Consider the following 16,788-nt stretch of genomic DNA (forward strand, 5'->3'; position numbering starts at 1 on the left):
TGGCACCTATCGGCTCTTCGAGAGGTCCACCAGGACGACGTTCGCGAAAAGGAACAATGCGATCGCCGAACCGAAGAAGACCACGTCGCGAACGTCGATGACGCCACGAACGATGGCGCTGAAATGGGTGAGGAAGCTGAAGGACGCGATGGTGTCCAGCACCGCCTGCGGCGCCCAGCCAGAGAAGAAGCTGATCACGATGGGCGAGCCCGAGACGGTGAAGAGGAAGCAGACCACCGCCCCCAGCACGAAGGCGATCACCTGGTTGCGCGTGATCGCCGACATGCAGGAGCCGATCGCCAGGAAGGCGCCGGCCATCAGGAAGCTGCCGATGTAGCTGGCCAGGATCACGCCATTGTCGGGGTCGCCCAGCCAGCGGACCGTCAGCCACACCGGGAACGTCAGGACCAGGGCGATGCCGGTGAAGGCCCAGGCGGCCAGGAACTTGCCGATGACGGCCGCCGGGATCGACACCGGCAGGGTGAGGAACAGCTCGATCGTGCCGGTCTTGCGCTCCTCGGCCCACATCCGCATGGCGATCGCCGGGATCAGGAACAGATAGAGCCAGGGGTGGAACATGAAGAACGGCTGCAGGTCGGCCTGGCCGCGATCGAAGAAATTGCCGAGGAAGAAGGTCAGCGATCCCGCCAGGGCCAGGAAGATGACGATGAAGACATAGGCGACCGGCGTGGCGAAGTAGCTCGCCAGTTCGCGCCGGAAGACCACCCAGGTGGTGCGCATGGGGTGGGCGCTCCTCAGCTCTGCGGCAGGGTCAGGATGCGGAACACGTCGTCGAGGCGACCCTGCTCCACCCGGATCTGGTCGAACGGCCATTGCCGGGCGCGCAGCGTGCCGCCGACGTCGCCGACGATGTCGACGCCGTTCTTGGGGATGACCAGCAGCGTGACCGCGCCGTTGACGACGGGCCCGGCCTCGACCGCGGCCACCTTGTTGTGGCGGATCAGCTCTGCCCGGGCGGCGTCATGCATCGGCACCGGGATCGTGACGGACACGGCATTGAAGTGGCGCGAGCGCGATTCCAGCCCGGCCGGCGTGTCGTCGGCGACGATCTTGCCGCGCGCGATGACGATGGCGCGCGAGCAGACCGCGTGGACCTCTTCCAGGATGTGGGTCGAGATGACGATCGCCTTGCGCGCCGACAGTTCCTGGATGAGGGCGCGCACCTCATGCTTCTGGTTGGGGTCGAGCCCGTCGGTCGGCTCGTCCAGGATCAGCACGTCGGGATCGTGGACCAGCGCCTGGGCCAGACCGACGCGGCGCTTGAAGCCCTTGGAGAGCGTGTCGATCGGCTGGTGCAGCACCTCGCCCAGGTCGATGCGGTCGACGACGTCGGTGATGCGGCGGCGCTTGTCGGCGCCCGAGATGCCGCGGATCGAGGCACAGAAATCGAGGAAGCCGGCCGGCGTCATGTCGGGATAGGCGGGCGCGCCCTCGGGCAGGTAGCCGATGTGGCGCTTGGCCTCGATCGGCTTGTCCTGGATCTCGAAGCCGCAGATGGTGGCCGTGCCGGCGGTCGGCGCCAGGAAGCCCGTGGCCATCTTCATCGTCGTCGACTTGCCGGCGCCGTTGGGGCCAAGGAAGCCCAGCACCTCGCCCCGCGCCACCCCGAAGCTGACCCCGTCGACCGCCAGGATGGTCCCGAACTGCTTCGTCAGCCCGCGAATGGCGATCATCGCCTCCGCGCCCGATCGCGTCGCGGCGCCTGGATTTGCCGTCTCGGCCATACCCCGTCCCACCCTTGTTCAATCTGATGCACCACCGGCGAACGCCGCGGCGCGTGGGGCGCCCTGCCCCCCGACATAGGGGCACCCCTGATTGGGTGCCCGATTTAAGGAATTGGCCAGGATTTGCAAGAGGCGTATTGACGCCCCGGTTGGGGCGCCAAGCCTCAGCGCGGCAACAATTTTTCGATTTCGCCCGTGATTTCCGCGCTGCCCGGGCGCACCCGCGACGGCCACGTGCCGACGAGATGACCCTCGCCGTCGATCAGGTACTTGTGGAAGTTCCAACGCGGCGCCGCCCCCTCGCCGGCCTCGGCGGCGATCCAGCGGAAGAGCGGGTGGGCCTGGGCGCCGACCACCGCCTGCTTCTCGGTCATCGGGAACTCCACCCCGAAGCTGGTCTCGCAAAAGGCCTGGATCTGGGCGTTGGTGCCCGGCTCCTGCGCGCCGAAATCGTTCGCGGGCACGCCCAGCACCACCAGGCCGCGCCCGGCATACTGCTTGTGCAGCGCCTGCAGGTCCTCGTATTGCGGGGTGAAGCCGCATTGCGAGGCTGTATTCACCACCAGCACCGGCTTGCCCTTGTAGTCCGCCAGCGCGATCGGCTGCCCGTCGATGCCCTCGAACGTGAACTGATGTGCGGTCATGCCCGTCTTTCCCGTTGTGACGACCCGGCCCTGGAGCGCCATGGGGGTGAAGGACCAGGCCAGCGCCGCCACGGCGGCGAATGCGGTCTTGATGGTGGAACGCGCCATGGTCTCGGATCCCCTCCAGCCCGTTGGATCGTGCAGGAAGATAGGCTGCGCCCGACCTAGCGCCAGCGCAACAGCAGCCGTTCGGCCAGCGCCACCAGGCCCGCGGCCGACAGGCCCAGGGCCGACAGCACCACGACTCCGGCCAGAAGCTGGTCGGTGCGCATCAGGTTGCCGGCCGTCAGCACGAAGGCGCCGAGCCCGGTGTCCGCGCCGATCATCTCGGCCGCCACCACCAGGATGACGGCGATCGCGACCGTGATGCGAAAGCCGGCCAGCACCGTCGGCATGGCGCCCGGCAGGACGATGCGCAGCACGATCGCCCAGGCCGGCAGGCCGAAGCTCTGCCCCATGCGCACCAGCGAGCGCGGCACCGCATCGACGCCGCCCGCGGCCGCGATCACGGTCGGGAAGAAGACGCCGGCCGCAATCGTCGCCACCTTGGACGGCTCGCCGATGCCGAACCACAGGATGAAAAGCGGCAGGATCGCGATCTTAGGGATGGGGAAGAGCGCCGAGACCAGCGGCATGCCTGCCGCCCGGGCGGTGGCGAAGATGCCGACCGCCAGGCCCACGGCCAGCCCCAGCACGGTGCCCAAAGCCCAACCCGCGGTCACCCGGCCGAGCGAGGCCAGCAGATGCTGCGTCAGCGCGCCGGACGCCGCCAGTTCGGCCAGCGCCCGGCCGACCGCCACCGGCGACGGCAGGAAGAGCGGGTTCGCCAGCCCCGTCGTCACAGCCGCCTGCCACACCAATATCAGGCCCATCAGGGACGCGACCGACACCAGCCGCCGCCGCCGGCGGACGAATCCGCCGCCGCGGAAGGGCACGGGTTGCGTGTCCGGCGCGGTCATGGCGCGGTCCTTTCGCGGACCGCCTCGCGGTCGGCCAGCTCGCGGTCGGCGATCCGCGCCTCGTCGCGCAGCAGCGCCCACAGATGCTGGTTCAGCTCCGCCATGCGGGCGGCCCGGGCGGGCTCCGACCGTTCGTCGCGCGGCACGTCGACGGCCAGTATCTCGCGGATGCGGCCCGGCCGGCGCGACAGGACGGCGATGCGGTCGGCCAGGCGCAGCGCCTCGGCCAGGTTGTGGGTGACGTGGACGGCGGTCGTGCGCTCGCGCCGCCACACGGCCAGGAACTCCTCGGTCAGCAGGTCGCGGGTCTGGGCGTCGAGTGCCGACAGCGGCTCGTCCAGCAGCAGCACCGCCGGCCGAACCACCAGCGCGCGCGCGATGCCGACGCGCTGGCGCATGCCGCCCGAAAGCTGGGCCGGGAAGGCCGCCGCGAAATCGGCCAGCCCCATCCGGCGCAGGGCATCGTCGACGCGGGCGCGCCGCTCGGCCGCCGGCAGGCCGTGATGCTCCAGTGCCAGGGCCACGTTGCCGGCGACGCTGCGCCAGGGCAGCAGGGCAAAGTCCTGGAAGACATAGGTCAACGGGTTCAGGCAGCCGTCCGGTGCTGCCCCCCGCGTCGCGACCCGGCCGCGCGAGGGCCGCAGCAGCCCGCCCATGATGCCGAGCAGGGTCGACTTGCCCGACCCCGACGGGCCGATCAGCGACAGGATCTCGCCCGGGCGCACGGCAAGGTCGATGCCGTCCAGCACCGCCAGCTCGCCGTAGGCGTGGCCCACCCCCTCGACCAGCAGCTCCATGGCCGGCGCCTCTACCGCGGCACGTTGCGGTGCCCCTCCACGAAGCCGAGGTCGAGGATGGCGGCGGCGTCGACCCCCGGATCGACCATCTTCTGGCCCTGCCACCAGGCGACTTGGTCGTGGATGTCGCCGACATCCAGCCGGCCCTGCGGGTCGACCCAGGGCAGCCCGGTCTCGATCAGGGCGGCCGGCTGCTGGGTGTATTTCTCCAGGATCGCCATCAGGGCCGCATAGTCCGCGCTCTTCACCGGCCGGTCGGCGCCGTCGCGCTGGTTGAAGGCGGCGTGATAGTCGGCGGTGCCGCGGGCATAGGCGCGCACGAAGCGCGCGACCTGGGCGCGGCGGCCGGCCACCGCCCGGCCCGAGGTGAAGAGGGCTCCGAGCTGCCAGGGCGTGGCGTCGCCGACCCAGCCGAGCAGCCGCCCCTCGCCCGATGCGATCATCGGCAGGGCCACGCTGGACGGCAGGATGAGCGCATCCACCTGCCCACCCTTGAAGGCCGAGACCATGTTGGGGATGGATTGCAGCGGCACCAGCCGCACGCGGGCCAGCTCGAACGCCTCCTTCCGGGCCAGCAGGCCGATCATATAGTGGAAGGTCGAGCCGGTCTGGGTGATGCCGAGGCTGCGGCCGGGAAAGTCCGACAGGGCGCGCAGGCCGGCGTCTGCCGCCTTGGGCGTCGCCAGGTAGGCGCTGAGGTGGAAGCCCGCCACGTCGGCCGCCTGGCCGGCCACGATCTTCAGGGCGCCCTTGCCGGCCAGGTTGTAGAAGCCGGCCGTCAGGCCGGTGACGCCGAAATCGGCGTCGCCCGTGGTCACCGCGACGGCCACCGGCTGGGCGGCGGTGAAGAACTTGAAGGCGACCTCCAGCCCCTCTGCCGCAAAATGGCCCCTATCCTGGGCGATGAACAGCGGCCCCGAGGAGGACAGGCGCAGGACGGCGACGCTCACCGCCTCGGCATGGGCGGTCACCCCGCCATACAGCACGGCAAGAAACGCGAGAACTCCGGACAATGCGAGCCTGCGGGTCATCATGTTCTCCCCCCGTTCGCGGCGGGCGCACGCTATCGGTCGCGACCGACCACCGTCAACGCCGGCCGGGCGTTGCGTTCGCCGCCGCCGCCGCTTATGGGGTTGGGACACCTTCGCAGAGACGAGGGATTTCGCACGGCCTGCACGGGCCGACGGCCCACCAGGCGGGAGCAGCTTCTGTCCCTTCTCACCCTCTTCTTCCTCAAGGGGATCATCGCCGGCGTGATCATCGCCGCCCCGGTCGGGCCGGTGGGCGTGCTGTGCGTGCGCCGCACGATCTTCGAAGGGCCGGTCTACGGCTTCGTCTCCGGGCTTGGGGCGGCGGTGGCCGATGCGCTGTTCGGCATCGTGGCCGCCTTCGGGCTGACCGTCATCTCGGACTTCCTGATCGGCCACCAGGGGTGGCTGAAGGGCGTGGGCGCCGCCTTCCTGCTGTTCATCGGCGGCCGCGCGCTGCTGTGGGAGCGCGACTCCGCGCCCGCCCCCATCAGCGGCGACAGCCTGCTGGGCGCCTTCGCCTCCACCTTCGCCCTGACGGTCACCAACCCCATCACCATCCTGGCCTTCGCCGGGGTCTTCGCGGCCGCCGGCCTGTCCGGCGAGGAAGCGACCTGGGGCCGCGCCGGCATGCTGGTGGCCGGCGTCTTCGCGGGCTCGCTCGCCTGGTGGTTCCTCCTCTGCGCGGTGGCCGGCGGCGTCCGCCACCTGGTGCGCGAGGTCCATCTGGTATGGGTGTCGCGCAGCTCGGGCGCGATCCTGGTCGCGTTCGCCTTTTTCCTGATCCTCACCATGACGCCCTGGTCGCCGATCGACTGACCGGGGCCGCCCCCGTCGGCGTCACGGAGCCTTGATGACGGTACATCCCCCGGTGCCCCGGCACCCCATTCTTGCCCGCCCGCTGCTGCCCCTGCTGTGGTCCATCCTGGCCCTGTGGGCGGCGCTGGCCGTCGCCATGCCGGCCGCCGCCCAGATCCCCCCCTCCATGCTGGGGATCGGCAACAAGCCCAAGGCCGAGGCGGCGGCGCCGGCCCAGCCCGCCGCCCTGCCCTCGGCCGAGGAGGTCGAGCAGCTTGCCAAGACGCTGGAGGACCCGGCCCGCCGCGCGGACCTGATCCGCCAGTTGCGCCTGCTGTCGCAGGCCGGCCGGCCGGGTGCTGCCGCCCCCGACGCCCCGGCACCGGCGCCGGCCGCGATCGACCCCGGGTCGCCGGGCGAGGTGGTGCTGGGCCAGGTGGCGGCCGCGGCCGATGCGGTCGTCCGCGCGATCGTCGATGCCGGCAGCCTGATGGCGAACCTGCCGGCGCTGGCCGACTGGCTGGTCGACCAGTTCGACGACGCCGAGAGCCGCACCCGCTGGATCGGCATCTTCTCCGAGCTGGCCGTCGTCTTCGGCGCGGCCATCCTGGTCGAGCTGATCGCCTGGGGCGCGCTGCGCCGGCCGCGCCAGGCACTGGCCGCCCGCACGGTGCGCGGCGGCCGCCTGCGCCGCGTGCCCTACGCCTTTCTGCGGCTGGTCATCGAGCTGGCCCCGGTGGCGGCCTTCGCCGGCATCGCCTATGGCACGCTGGCCCTGCTGCCGCCGGACTTCGCCGCCCGCTTCATCAGCCTGACGGTCGTGCGCGCCGTGGTGCTGGCCGGCCTGGTGGTGGCGATCGCGCGCGCCGTCCTGATGCCCGATGCGCCCGGACTGCGCATCCTGCCGCTGGGCGAGGAGTCGGCCCATTATGTGATGATCTGGATCCGGCGCTTCGTGGCGCTCGGCATCTACGGCTTCGCCATCCTCGACATCACCTTCCTGATCGGCCTGCCCGTTTCCATCTACCAACTCTTCGAGCGCGTGCTGGGGCTGGTGCTGGCGGGGCTGGCCGTGGTCTTCGTGCTGCAGAACCGTATCGCCGTCGCCGACTGGCTGCGCGAGGAGCCGAAAAGCCACCTTGGCCAGCCACGCGTGGCCTCGGCCCTCTGCGGCTGGCTGGCAGAGACCTGGCACCTCATGGCGATCATCTATGTGGTGCTGCTGGCGATCGTCTGGCTGTTCCAGATCCCGAGCGGCTTCACCTTCGTGCTGCGCGCATCGGCCCTGTCGATCCTGATCATCGCGCTGGCGGCGCTGGCCCAGGCGGGCGCGCGCCGGTTGATCCGCCGGGTCTTCGCCGTGTCGCCGAGGCTGGCGCGCGACTTCCCCAACATCGAGGCGCGCGCCAACCGCTACATGGCGATCGTCGGCATCGTCGCCTCCACCGCGATCACGGCGATGGCGGTCGTCCTGCTGCTGCAAGCCTGGGGGCTGCGGTCGCTCGACTGGCTGTCCTCGTCCTTCGGCCAGCGGCTGACGGGCGGGCTGGTGTCGATCGTCGTGGTCGGCCTGCTGGCGCTCTTCGTCTGGGAGGTGGTCGACCGCGTCATCGACCGCACCCTGCAGCGCCTGTCGCGCCAGGCGCCGACGGCCGGCAGTGCGGTGCGCCTGCGCACCTTCCTGCCGCTGATCCGCAACGTCGCCATGGTGGTGCTGGCCACCATCTTCATCCTGGTCGCGCTGTCCGAGATCGGCGTCAACATCGCGCCCCTGCTGGCCGGCGCCAGCATCATCGGCATCGCGGTCGCCTTCGGCGCCAACGCGCTCGTGAAGGACGTCATCACCGGCCTCTTCATCCTGATCGAGGGCACCATCAACATCGGCGACGTGGTGGAGGTGGACGGCCGGGCCGGCGCCGTCGAGGGCCTCAGCATCCGCACCATGCGCCTGCGCGACGCCGCGGGGGCGGTCCATACGGTCCCGTTCTCGAACGTCACCTCGGTCAAGAACATGACGCGGGACTTCAGCTTCGTGGTGATCGAGGCCAACGTCAGCTACGATACGGACCTGGACATGGCGATGAAGGTGCTGGCGGACGTGGAAGAAGGCATGCGTGCCGACCCCGCTTTCGCCGGCATGATCTCGGCGCCGCTTGCGATGGACGGCGTCGACCGCTTCGCCGACAGCGCCATCATCATCCGCGCCCGCATCCGCACGCCACCCGGCAAGCAGTGGCCCGTCTCCCGGGAGTTCAATCGCCGCATGAAGCAGGCATTCGACCGCGCCGGCATTGAGATTCCCTTCCCCCACCAAGTCGTGGTGGGCGAGGGCATTCGTGTGGCCGAGGCGACAACGCAACCCCCGGCCGTCATGCCGCCGCCCCAGGTGTCGCCGCCTGCACAGGTGTCGCCGCCTGCACAGGTATCGCCGCCAGCATCGGCCGGCGCATGACCGCCACCCCCGACATCGCGGCCTGGCGCCCCTATGCCGGGCGCAACCCGCGCGGGTTGTGGTCGCTCTACCGCAAGGAGGTGATGCGCTTCGTCAAGGTCGCCACCCAGACGGTGATGGCGCCCCTGGTGACGACGCTGCTGTTCCTGGCCGTGTTCGCCCTGGCGCTGGGCGGGGCCGACCGCATGGTGGGCGGCGTGCCCTATGTCCAGTTCCTGGCGCCGGGGCTGGTGATGATGGCGATCGTCCAGAACGGCTTCGCCAACACCTCGTCCTCGATCGTCATCGCCAAGGTGCAGGGCAACGTCGTCGACATGCTGATGCCGCCCTTGTCGCCGGCCGTGCTGACGGCGGGGTTCGCGCTGGCCGGCATGACGCGCGGGCTGGCGGTGGGCCTGGCCGTCGGCCTGGCGATGGCGATCTTCGTCGGCCTGCCGGTGGCCGACCCGTTCGCCATCGTCTTCCATGCCGCGGCAGGCGCGCTGATGCTGGCCCTGATCGGCATCGTGGCCGGCCTGTGGTCCGAGAAGTTCGACCATATCTCGGCCGTGACCAATTTCGTGGTGACGCCGCTGGCCTTCCTGTCCGGCACCTTCTACTCGGTCGAGCGGCTGCCGGCGGAATGGGCCTTCATCGCCCATCTCAACCCTTTCTTCTACATGATCGACGGTTTCCGGGCGGGCTTCATCGGCCATGCCGACGGCAACCGGCTGGTCGGGTTCGCGGTCCTGATCACGGCCGACCTCGGGCTCTGGATTCTCTGCCATCGCCTGTTCCGGATCGGCTACAAGCTGAAGCCCTGAACGCTGCAGCCTGCCCATCCGGAGTAGTCCATGACGCCACGCCGCCGGCCCGCCATCGCCGCCCTTCTGCTGGCCCTGCTGCTGCCGGCGGTGCCGGAAGCCGCCGAGCGGGCGGTCGTCACCTCGGCCCACCCGATCGCCTCGGCCGCGGGCAAGGCGATCCTGGACCAGGGCGGCAACGCGATCGACGCGGCGGTCGCCGTCCAGATGGCGCTGTCGGTGGTGGAGCCGCACGCGTCGGGCATCGGCGGCGGCGCCTTCCTGCTGCTGTGGGACCCCGCCCGCCCGGCGGTCGTGCGCGCCTTCGACGGCCTCGCCTCCCAGCCGGCGCGCGCCGCCATCAGCATATCCTACGAGGCCGACGGGTCCCGCCTGCCCTACGAACGGGTCGAGAATTCGGGCCGGTCGGTCGGCGTGCCCGGTGCCGTCGCGATGCTGGCCGAGCTGCACGCCAAGGAGGGCCGCCTGCCCTGGTCCGCCCTGTTCGCGCCCGCGATCCGGGCGGCCGAGGACGGCTTTCCCATGCCGCCCTACCTGCACCATGCGCTGGTGGTGGTGGGGGCCAAGCTGAAGGACCCGGCCCTGCGGGCGGAATGGATGGACGCCGACGGCCGGCCGCGCCCGCTGGGTACCATCGTGCGCAACCAGGCCCAGGCGGCAAGCCTGCGGCTGATCGCCGAAAAGGGCGCCGACGCGTTGCGACAGGGCGAGTTGGCCCGCGCCATCATCGCCGCCGTCACCAGCGACGAGGCCGCCCCGGGCTGGATGACGGAGGCCGACCTGGCCGCCTATCGCCCGCGCGAGCGCGATGCCTTGTGCGCCCCGGCGCTGGGCCATCGCATCTGCTCCATGCCGCCGCCGTCCTATGGCGGGGTCGTCACCCTGCAGATCCTGGCGATGGCGGGCCAGCACGGCATCGCCAGCCTGCCGCCGGACAGCCCGGCCGCCGCCCACCTCTTCCTGGAGGCCAGCCGCCTGGCCTATGCCGATCGCCTGCTCCATATCGGCGACCCGGATTTCGAGCAGGTGCCGACCGCGGGCCTGGTCGACCCGATCTATCTGCGCCAGCGGGCCAGCCAGATCCGTGCCGACGCCGTCATCCCGAAGGTGACGGCCGGCGACCCGCCGGGACGGCGGGCCGACATCGTGCCGTCGGAGCCGGGCAGCGAGCCGACCACGAGCCACCTGGCTATCGTCGATCGCGATGGCCGCATCGTGTCGATGACCACCACCATCAATCTCTATTTCGGCTCGAAGATCGCCGCCGGCGGCTTCTTCCTGAACAACGCCCTGACCAACTTCTCGGCCCAGATGCGCGACGGGCAGCTCGCGGTCAACCGCATGATGCCGGGCAAGCGTCCCTACACCTCGATGGCGCCGACGATCGCCTTCGACGCCGCGGGAAAGCCCGTGCTGGCCGTGGGTGCCGCCGGCGGCGTGCGCATCCCCAGCTACGTCGCCCAGGCCGAGCTGGGCGTGCTGGCCTGGGGCATGGACATCGGCGCTGCCATGGCCCAGCCGCACTGGCACAATGCCAACAGCCAGAGCGAGGTCGAGAGCGAGACCCCGGCGGTCGCCTTGCAGGATGCCCTGCGGGCGCTGGGCCACCAGCCGAAGGTGCAGGCGATGCAGAGCGGCCTGGCCGGCATCGCCCGCACACCCGCGGGCTGGGTGGGCGCGGCCGATGCCCGGCGCGACGGCGCCGCCGTCGGCGACTGACGGCGGCGCGGGCGCCCGCCGTAGCCTATCCGCCAGGGGGGGTGCCAAAGTGGCGAACACGCCGACCAAGGGCGATTGCAGGTTGTGTGCCCACGGGTAAGCCGGCGTATGCTCGCCATCCATAGGAGGGCCGCTGCTGCTTGGGTGGCGCCAAGTCTGAGCCATTGAGGGGGCCGTATTGCTGGTCGGGGAAATCCGCAGTCAGATCGACAGCATCTGGAATGACTTCTGGTCGGGCGGCGTTTCGAACCCGCTGAGCGTGATCGAGCAGATCACCTACCTGCTGTTCATCAAGCGCCTGGACGAGTTGCAATCCGTCGAGGAGCACAAGGCCAACACCCTGAGGGCGCCACTGGAGCGGCGGATATTCCCCGAGGGCGCTGATCCACGCGGCGAGCCCTACGAAAACCTGCGCTGGTCACGGTTCCGGGACAAGGAGCCGCGCGAGATGTTCCGGATCGTCGAGGAGCACGTCTTCCCCTTCATCCGTGAGCGGGTCGCCGCCGAGGGCTCGCTGGCCAGGAGCATGCGCGACGCGCGCTTCCAGATCCCGACGCCGGCCCTCCTGGCCAAGGCGGTCGACAAGCTCGACCATGTGCGCATGGGCGACCGCGACACCAAGGGCGATGTCTACGAGTACATGCTGGGCAAGATCGCCAGCGCCGGCCAGAATGGACAGTTCCGCACGCCCCGCCACATCATCGCGCTGATGACGGCGCTGATGGCGCCGACGCCCAAGGACGTGATCTGCGACCCGGCGGCGGGAACCTGCGGCTTCCTGGTGGCGGCCAGCGAATACCTGCGCGAGCACCACGCCGGGCTATTCCGCGACGACGCCCAGCGCCGGCACTTCCACGAGCAGGCATTTCACGGCTTCGACTTCGACCCGACCATGCTGCGCATCGGGGCGATGAACATGATCCTGCACGGGGTGGAGAACCCCGTGATCGAGTATCGCGACAGCCTGTCGGAGGACATCGCCGGCGAGAAGGAGCGCTACAGCCTCATCCTCGCCAACCCGCCGTTCGCGGGCTCGCTGGACTACGAGCAGACCGCCCGCGACCTGCAGCAGGTGGTGAAGACCAAGAAGACCGAGCTGCTGTTCCTGGCCCTCTTCCTGCGCCTGCTGCGCACCGGCGGCCGGGCGGCGGTGATCGTGCCCGACGGGGTGCTGTTCGGCTCGTCCAAGGCGCACAAGGAGCTGCGCCGCATGCTGGTCGAGGATCACAAGCTGGACGCGGTGATCTCGCTGCCGTCCGGTGTGTTCCGGCCCTATGCGGGTGTGTCGACGGCGATCCTCTGCTTCACAAAGACGGGCGTCGGCGGAACGGACCACGTCTGGTTCTATGACATGAAGGCAGACGGCCTGTCGCTGGACGACAAGCGGCAGGAGCTGCTGCCGGCGGAGAAGCTGGGCCCGACGCCGGATGCCGACCTGACGGAGGCCGAGCACGAGAAGAACAACTTGCCCGACATCCTCAAGCGTTGGATGGAGCGGGATGGCGCCGAACGCGAGCGGCCACGAACGGCGCAGAGCTTTTGTGTACCTAAGAAAGATATCGTGCACGATGGTGCCTACGATCTTTCTATAAATCGCTACCGACAAACATTGCGTGTTGTGGTCGGCGACATTGGCCCAGCAGAAATAGTTGAGACTCTGAAATCTCTGAGAGATGAGATCGCAGAAGAATTCAAAAATATTGAACGCACCGCAACGGTTGCACCTTCCCGCAGAGGCTGGAGGAGACTGCGCTTGGATGAGGTAACGGAATGTTTAGACCGACTCCGAAAGCCAGTTAAGGAAAGCGATCGGATACCCGGCACCGTCCCCTACTATGGCGCCAATGGTCAACAAGGCTGGATAGATAGGCCGATATTTAATGAAGATCTTGTTCTTGTAGCAGAAGATGGTGGTTTTTTTGATCAACCATGGCGCGGCGTGTCATACAAAATATCCGGACCTTCGTGGGTTAATAATCACGCACACATACTCCGCCCGATAAGATCAATAATAGATGTTAATTATCTTCACCATGCTTTGCGTAATTTTGATTTCACGAAATATATATCAGGGACAACAAGATCAAAATTAACTCAAGCACAATTAAATTCCACTATCATACTTGTTCCGCCAATTGAAGAACAAGTTATAATTGCGAATGAGTTCGATAGAATTGATGCCCTAAAAATGAAGCTTAAATCTTCGCTTCTTGTTGCAAACACATTAGATGCAGCAATTCAACGACAATTCTTCGACTATAACGATGATTTAGCGTCACCAAAAACATAGAGTAATTGCCAATGCCGCAGTTCTCCTTCCTCGCCGCCGAGTTTTCCGAGATTCACCGCCTTGCGGCGCTGGCGGAGGGGATGGCGCGGACGGATGCACGGGGGGCGTGCTTCTATGCGCGGCTGGCGCTGGAGACAATGGTCGGCTGGCTCTACAGGCATGAGCGCAGCCTGCGGCCGCCGTATGAGAAGACTTTGTCGGCGCTGATCCACGAGGCAACGTTCCGCAACCTGGTGGGTCCGGCGCTGCTCGCCAAGGCCAAGGTGGTCAAGGACCTGGGCAACAGGGCCGTTCACGAGGGTGGTCGCCCCGTGCCGCCCAGCGACGGGATCGCCGCGGTGCGGGAGTTGTTCCACCTGACCTATTGGCTGGCGCGCACCTATGCGCGCGGGGCGAAGCCGGCGGGCGCGATCGAATTCGTGGCCGACGCGCTGCCGGTCAACAAGGCGGTGGCGGTCGCCCGGCTCGACCAGTTGAATGCCGCGGCCCAGCGCTTCGTCGAGGCGGAGAAGGCGCGCGAGGCGGCGGAGGCGCGGCAACGCGCCAGCGAGGAGGACCGCGCCCGGCTGGAGGCCGAGATCGCGCGGCTGCAGGCCGAAGTGGCCGCCGCCAAGGCCGCCAACACGCAGGCGCCGGATACGCACGACTATGGCGAGGCGGCGACCCGCGACCTGTTCATCGACCTGTTGCTGCGCGAGGCCGGCTGGAGCTTCACCCGGCCCGGCCACGACACCGAGTATCGCGTCACCGGCATGCCCAACCAGCCGGGCGAGGGCTTCGTCGACTATGTGCTGTGGGGCGACGACGGCCGGCCGCTGGCCATCGTCGAGGCCAAGCGCACCCGCAAGGACGGGCGCGCCGGCCAGCAGCAGGCCAAGCTCTATGCCGACTGCCTGGAGGCGATGACCGGGCAGCGGCCGGTGATCTTCTGCTCCAACGGCTACGAGCACTGGATCTGGGACGACGGGCGCTACCCGCCCCGGCCAATCCAGGGTTTCCTGACCAAGGACGAGTTGGAGTTGGCGATCCGCCGGCGCACGACCATGCAGCCGCTGGGTTCGGCCACGATCGACGGGACGATCGTCGAGCGCTACTACCAGACCCGTGCCATCCGCCGCGTGGCAGAGGCCTTCGAGAAGGACAAGGCCCGTCGCGCGCTGCTGGTCATGGCCACCGGCTCGGGCAAGACGCGCGCGGTGATCGCGCTCTGCGACCTCCTGATGCGGGCGAACTGGGCACGTCGCATCCTGTTCCTGGCCGATCGCCAGGCGCTGGTGAACCAGGCCGTGGGTGCCTTCAGGAAATTCCTGCCGGACACATCGCCAGTCAACCTGCTGATGGACAGGCGGGCGACCGGCCGGGTCTATGTCTCGACCTATCCGACGATGATGAACCTGATCGACAAGGCCGAGGGCGAGACCCGGCGCTTCGGCCCCGGCCACTTCGACCTGATCGTCATCGACGAGGCGCATCGCTCGATCTATCGCAAGTACGGCGCGATCTTCGACTATTTCGACAGCCTGCTGGTGGGCCTGACCGCCACGCCCAAGGACGAGGTGGATCGCGACACCTATCGCCTGTTCGACCTGCAGCGGGGCGTGCCGACCGACGCCTATGGCCTGGAGGAGGCGGTCAATGACGGCTTCCTGGTGCCGCCGCTCGCTGTCTCGGTGCCGTTGAAGTTCCAGCGCGGCGGCATCCGCTATGACGACCTCTCCGAGGACGAGAAGGAGCAGTGGGACGCCGTCGAATGGGACGACGACGGCAACGTGCCGGCCGCGATAGAGCCCACCGCCTTGAATACCTGGCTGTTCAACGCCGACACGGTGGACAAGGTGCTGGAGCACCTGATGACCCACGGCCAGCGGGTGGCCGACGGCGACCGGCTTGGCAAGACCATCATATTCGCGAAGAACCAGGACCACGCCCGCTTCATCGTCGCGCGGTTCGACAAGGCCTATCCGCACCACGCAGGCGCCTTCGCCAGGGTGATCATCTCGGCCGATTCCTATGCCCAGAGCCTGATCGACGACTTCAGCCAGCCAGCGAAGGCACCGCACATCGCCGTGTCGGTCGACATGCTGGACACCGGCATCGACGTGCCCGAGGTGGTGAACCTGGTGTTCTTCAAGGTCGTGCGTTCGAAGACGAAGTTCTGGCAGATGCTGGGACGGGGCACGCGGCTTTGCCCCGACCTGTTCGGACCCGGCCGGCACAAGACGCATTTCACGGTGTTCGACTTCTGCCAGAACTTCGAGTTCTTCAACCAGAACCCGGAGGTGACCGACGGCGCGATCGGGGATTCCCTTTCCAAGCGCCTGTTCGCCGCGCGGGTCGAATTGATCTGTGCCCTGGACGCGTTGCACCCGTCGGGCGACTTGCTGTTGATCAAGGCTGTCCCCACCGAGGGCCCTGCTGGCGCAGGCCTGTCCGAGGACAAGGCAGCGTTCGAAAGTGGCGACAACGCCGCGTCGGCTTCTGCCAGGCTGCGCGATGAGGTGGCCAGGATACTGCGCGAAGAGATCGCCGGCATGAGCGTGGACAATTTTCTGGTCCGCGCGCATCGACGCCATGTGGAGAAGTTCGGCGATCCGGCAGCCTGGGTGCGCCTCAGCCTCGACGACCAAGCCGAGCTGGTCAACGAGGTGGCCGGCCTGCCCAGCAGCGTCGCCGACGACGACCTGGCGGCCAAGCAGTTCGACGCCCTCATCCTGCGTACCCAGCTCGCGGTGCTGAGGGCGGAGAGCGCGTTCGGCGGCCTGAGAAAGAAGGTGGTCACGCTGGCCACGCTGCTGGAGGAGATGTCGAACATTCCCGCGGTAGCGCGCGAGCTTGTCCTGATCCAGGAAGTCCAGGGCGACGACTTCTGGCAGGACGTCACAGCGCCGATGCTGGAGACGGTGCGCCGACGCCTGCGCGCGCTGATCAAGCTGATCGAGGTGAAGGGGCGAGAGATCGTCTACACCGACTTCGAGGATGCGATTGGCCCAGGCACCGCGGTCGAATTGCAAGGCGTGGGCGCCGGCACCGACGTGATTCGCTTCCGACTGAAGGCGCGCCACTTCCTGCGAGCGAACGAGGACCACATCGCGGTGCAGAAGCTCCGGCGCAACGAGCCGCTGACCCCTACGGACTTGGCCGAATTGGAACGCATCTTCGTAGAGGCGCAAGTCGCAGCACCGGAAGACCTGGAACGCGTGCAAGCGGACGGCGGCCTGGGGCTGTTCGTCCGGTCCCTGGTGGGGCTGGATCGTGAAGCCGCCAAGGCTGTCTTCGGCGCCTTCACGGCCCAGCGGCGGTTGTCGGCCAATCAGATCGAGTTCCTGAACATGATCATCGATCACCTGACGGAGCGAGGCTCGATGGACCCTCGCCTGCTCTACGAGAGCCCATTCACGGACCTGGACCCGATGGGCCTCGCGGGAATGTTCGGCGACGACGCCGGCGCCGTCGTGGATATCCTCGCCGAAGTCCGCCGCCGGACAGCCGCCTAGGTCGAGCGGCCGCCGCCTTGTGGCACAAGGTGGGGTAGAGAAGATGCAGAGCCGGCTGG

Annotated in this window: 12 protein-coding genes; 6 read left to right on the plus strand and 6 right to left on the minus strand. The window is 68.3% G+C overall.

The features are described from left to right. Positions 1 to 6: 6 nt before the first annotated feature. From STVA_RS22400 to STVA_RS22425, 6 genes are all read right to left on the minus strand, one after another. On the minus strand, positions 7 to 741 hold the full coding sequence (locus STVA_RS22400) for an ABC transporter permease subunit (protein ID WP_123692267.1): 735 nt from the start codon (positions 739 to 741) through the stop codon (positions 7 to 9). A 14-nt stretch (positions 742 to 755) separates the two neighbouring features. After that, complete coding sequence (locus tag STVA_RS22405; RefSeq protein WP_197735710.1) at positions 756 to 1,745, minus strand: ABC transporter ATP-binding protein; 990 nt, start codon at positions 1,743 to 1,745, stop codon at positions 756 to 758. A 164-nt stretch (positions 1,746 to 1,909) separates the two neighbouring features. Next, positions 1,910 to 2,497 carry a glutathione peroxidase gene (locus STVA_RS22410; protein WP_245978411.1) on the minus strand — a complete coding sequence of 196 codons (588 nt, stop codon included), beginning with the start codon at positions 2,495 to 2,497 and terminating at the stop codon, positions 1,910 to 1,912. Between the two features lie 56 nt (positions 2,498 to 2,553). After that, positions 2,554 to 3,348: an ABC transporter permease gene (locus STVA_RS22415; protein ID WP_123692269.1), complete on the minus strand. Its 795-nt coding sequence runs from the start codon at positions 3,346 to 3,348 to the stop codon at positions 2,554 to 2,556. Further along, positions 3,345 to 4,145 (minus strand): ABC transporter ATP-binding protein, encoded by an 801-nt coding sequence (locus STVA_RS22420; protein ID WP_123692271.1) that lies wholly within the window; start codon positions 4,143 to 4,145, stop codon positions 3,345 to 3,347. The genes STVA_RS22415 and STVA_RS22420 overlap by 4 nt, the downstream gene beginning before the upstream one ends. A gap of 11 nt (positions 4,146 to 4,156) precedes the next feature. Continuing rightward, a complete protein-coding gene (locus tag STVA_RS22425) occupies positions 4,157 to 5,176 on the minus strand; it encodes an ABC transporter substrate-binding protein (RefSeq protein WP_245978413.1) in 1,020 nt (339 codons plus the stop codon). 222 nt (positions 5,177 to 5,398) lie between these two features. Here STVA_RS22425 and STVA_RS22430 point away from each other — a divergent pair, with 222 nt between their 5' ends. From STVA_RS22430 to STVA_RS22455, 6 genes are all read left to right on the plus strand, one after another. Then, a complete protein-coding gene (locus STVA_RS22430; RefSeq protein ID WP_245978414.1) occupies positions 5,399 to 5,992 on the plus strand; it encodes a LysE family translocator in 594 nt (197 codons plus the stop codon). A 34-nt stretch (positions 5,993 to 6,026) separates the two neighbouring features. After that, positions 6,027 to 8,423 carry a mechanosensitive ion channel domain-containing protein gene (locus STVA_RS22435; protein WP_123692277.1) on the plus strand — a complete coding sequence of 799 codons (2,397 nt, stop codon included), beginning with the start codon at positions 6,027 to 6,029 and terminating at the stop codon, positions 8,421 to 8,423. Continuing rightward, a complete protein-coding gene (locus STVA_RS22440) occupies positions 8,420 to 9,226 on the plus strand; it encodes an ABC transporter permease (protein ID WP_123692279.1) in 807 nt (268 codons plus the stop codon). The genes STVA_RS22435 and STVA_RS22440 overlap by 4 nt, the downstream gene beginning before the upstream one ends. Before the next feature lie 30 nt (positions 9,227 to 9,256). Beyond that, a complete protein-coding gene (locus STVA_RS22445; protein ID WP_123692281.1) occupies positions 9,257 to 10,945 on the plus strand; it encodes a gamma-glutamyltransferase family protein in 1,689 nt (562 codons plus the stop codon). A gap of 178 nt (positions 10,946 to 11,123) precedes the next feature. Continuing rightward, a complete protein-coding gene (locus STVA_RS22450; protein ID WP_170216580.1) occupies positions 11,124 to 13,235 on the plus strand; it encodes an N-6 DNA methylase in 2,112 nt (703 codons plus the stop codon). A gap of 11 nt (positions 13,236 to 13,246) precedes the next feature. Further along, the gene (locus STVA_RS22455; RefSeq protein WP_123692283.1) at positions 13,247 to 16,729 is read left to right on the plus strand and encodes a DEAD/DEAH box helicase family protein; all 3,483 of its coding nucleotides are present in this window, start codon (positions 13,247 to 13,249) and stop codon (positions 16,727 to 16,729) included. Positions 16,730 to 16,788 lie beyond the last annotated feature (59 nt).

Origin of the sequence: Stella humosa, from assembly GCF_006738645.1 — a bacterium.
Taxonomy (GTDB): Bacteria; Pseudomonadota; Alphaproteobacteria; order ATCC43930; family Allostellaceae; genus Allostella; species Allostella humosa.

What these genes read in the sequence shown, in the direction of transcription:
- STVA_RS22420 (WP_123692271.1), bottom strand. Translation starts at nt 4,145, where the DNA reads ATGGAGCTGCTGGTCGAGGGGGTGGGCCACGCCTACGGCGAGCTGGCG.
- STVA_RS22415 (WP_123692269.1), bottom strand. Translation starts at nt 3,348, where the DNA reads ATGACCGCGCCGGACACGCAACCCGTGCCCTTCCGCGGCGGCGGATTC.
- STVA_RS22445 (WP_123692281.1), top strand. Translation starts at nt 9,257, where the DNA reads ATGACGCCACGCCGCCGGCCCGCCATCGCCGCCCTTCTGCTGGCCCTG.
- STVA_RS22400 (WP_123692267.1), bottom strand. Translation starts at nt 741, where the DNA reads ATGCGCACCACCTGGGTGGTCTTCCGGCGCGAACTGGCGAGCTACTTC.
- STVA_RS22440 (WP_123692279.1), top strand. Translation starts at nt 8,420, where the DNA reads ATGACCGCCACCCCCGACATCGCGGCCTGGCGCCCCTATGCCGGGCGC.
- STVA_RS22425 (WP_245978413.1), bottom strand. Translation starts at nt 5,176, where the DNA reads ATGACCCGCAGGCTCGCATTGTCCGGAGTTCTCGCGTTTCTTGCCGTG.
- STVA_RS22455 (WP_123692283.1), top strand. Translation starts at nt 13,247, where the DNA reads ATGCCGCAGTTCTCCTTCCTCGCCGCCGAGTTTTCCGAGATTCACCGC.
- STVA_RS22435 (WP_123692277.1), top strand. Translation starts at nt 6,027, where the DNA reads ATGACGGTACATCCCCCGGTGCCCCGGCACCCCATTCTTGCCCGCCCG.
- STVA_RS22405 (WP_197735710.1), bottom strand. Translation starts at nt 1,745, where the DNA reads ATGGCCGAGACGGCAAATCCAGGCGCCGCGACGCGATCGGGCGCGGAG.
- STVA_RS22410 (WP_245978411.1), bottom strand. Translation starts at nt 2,497, where the DNA reads ATGGCGCGTTCCACCATCAAGACCGCATTCGCCGCCGTGGCGGCGCTG.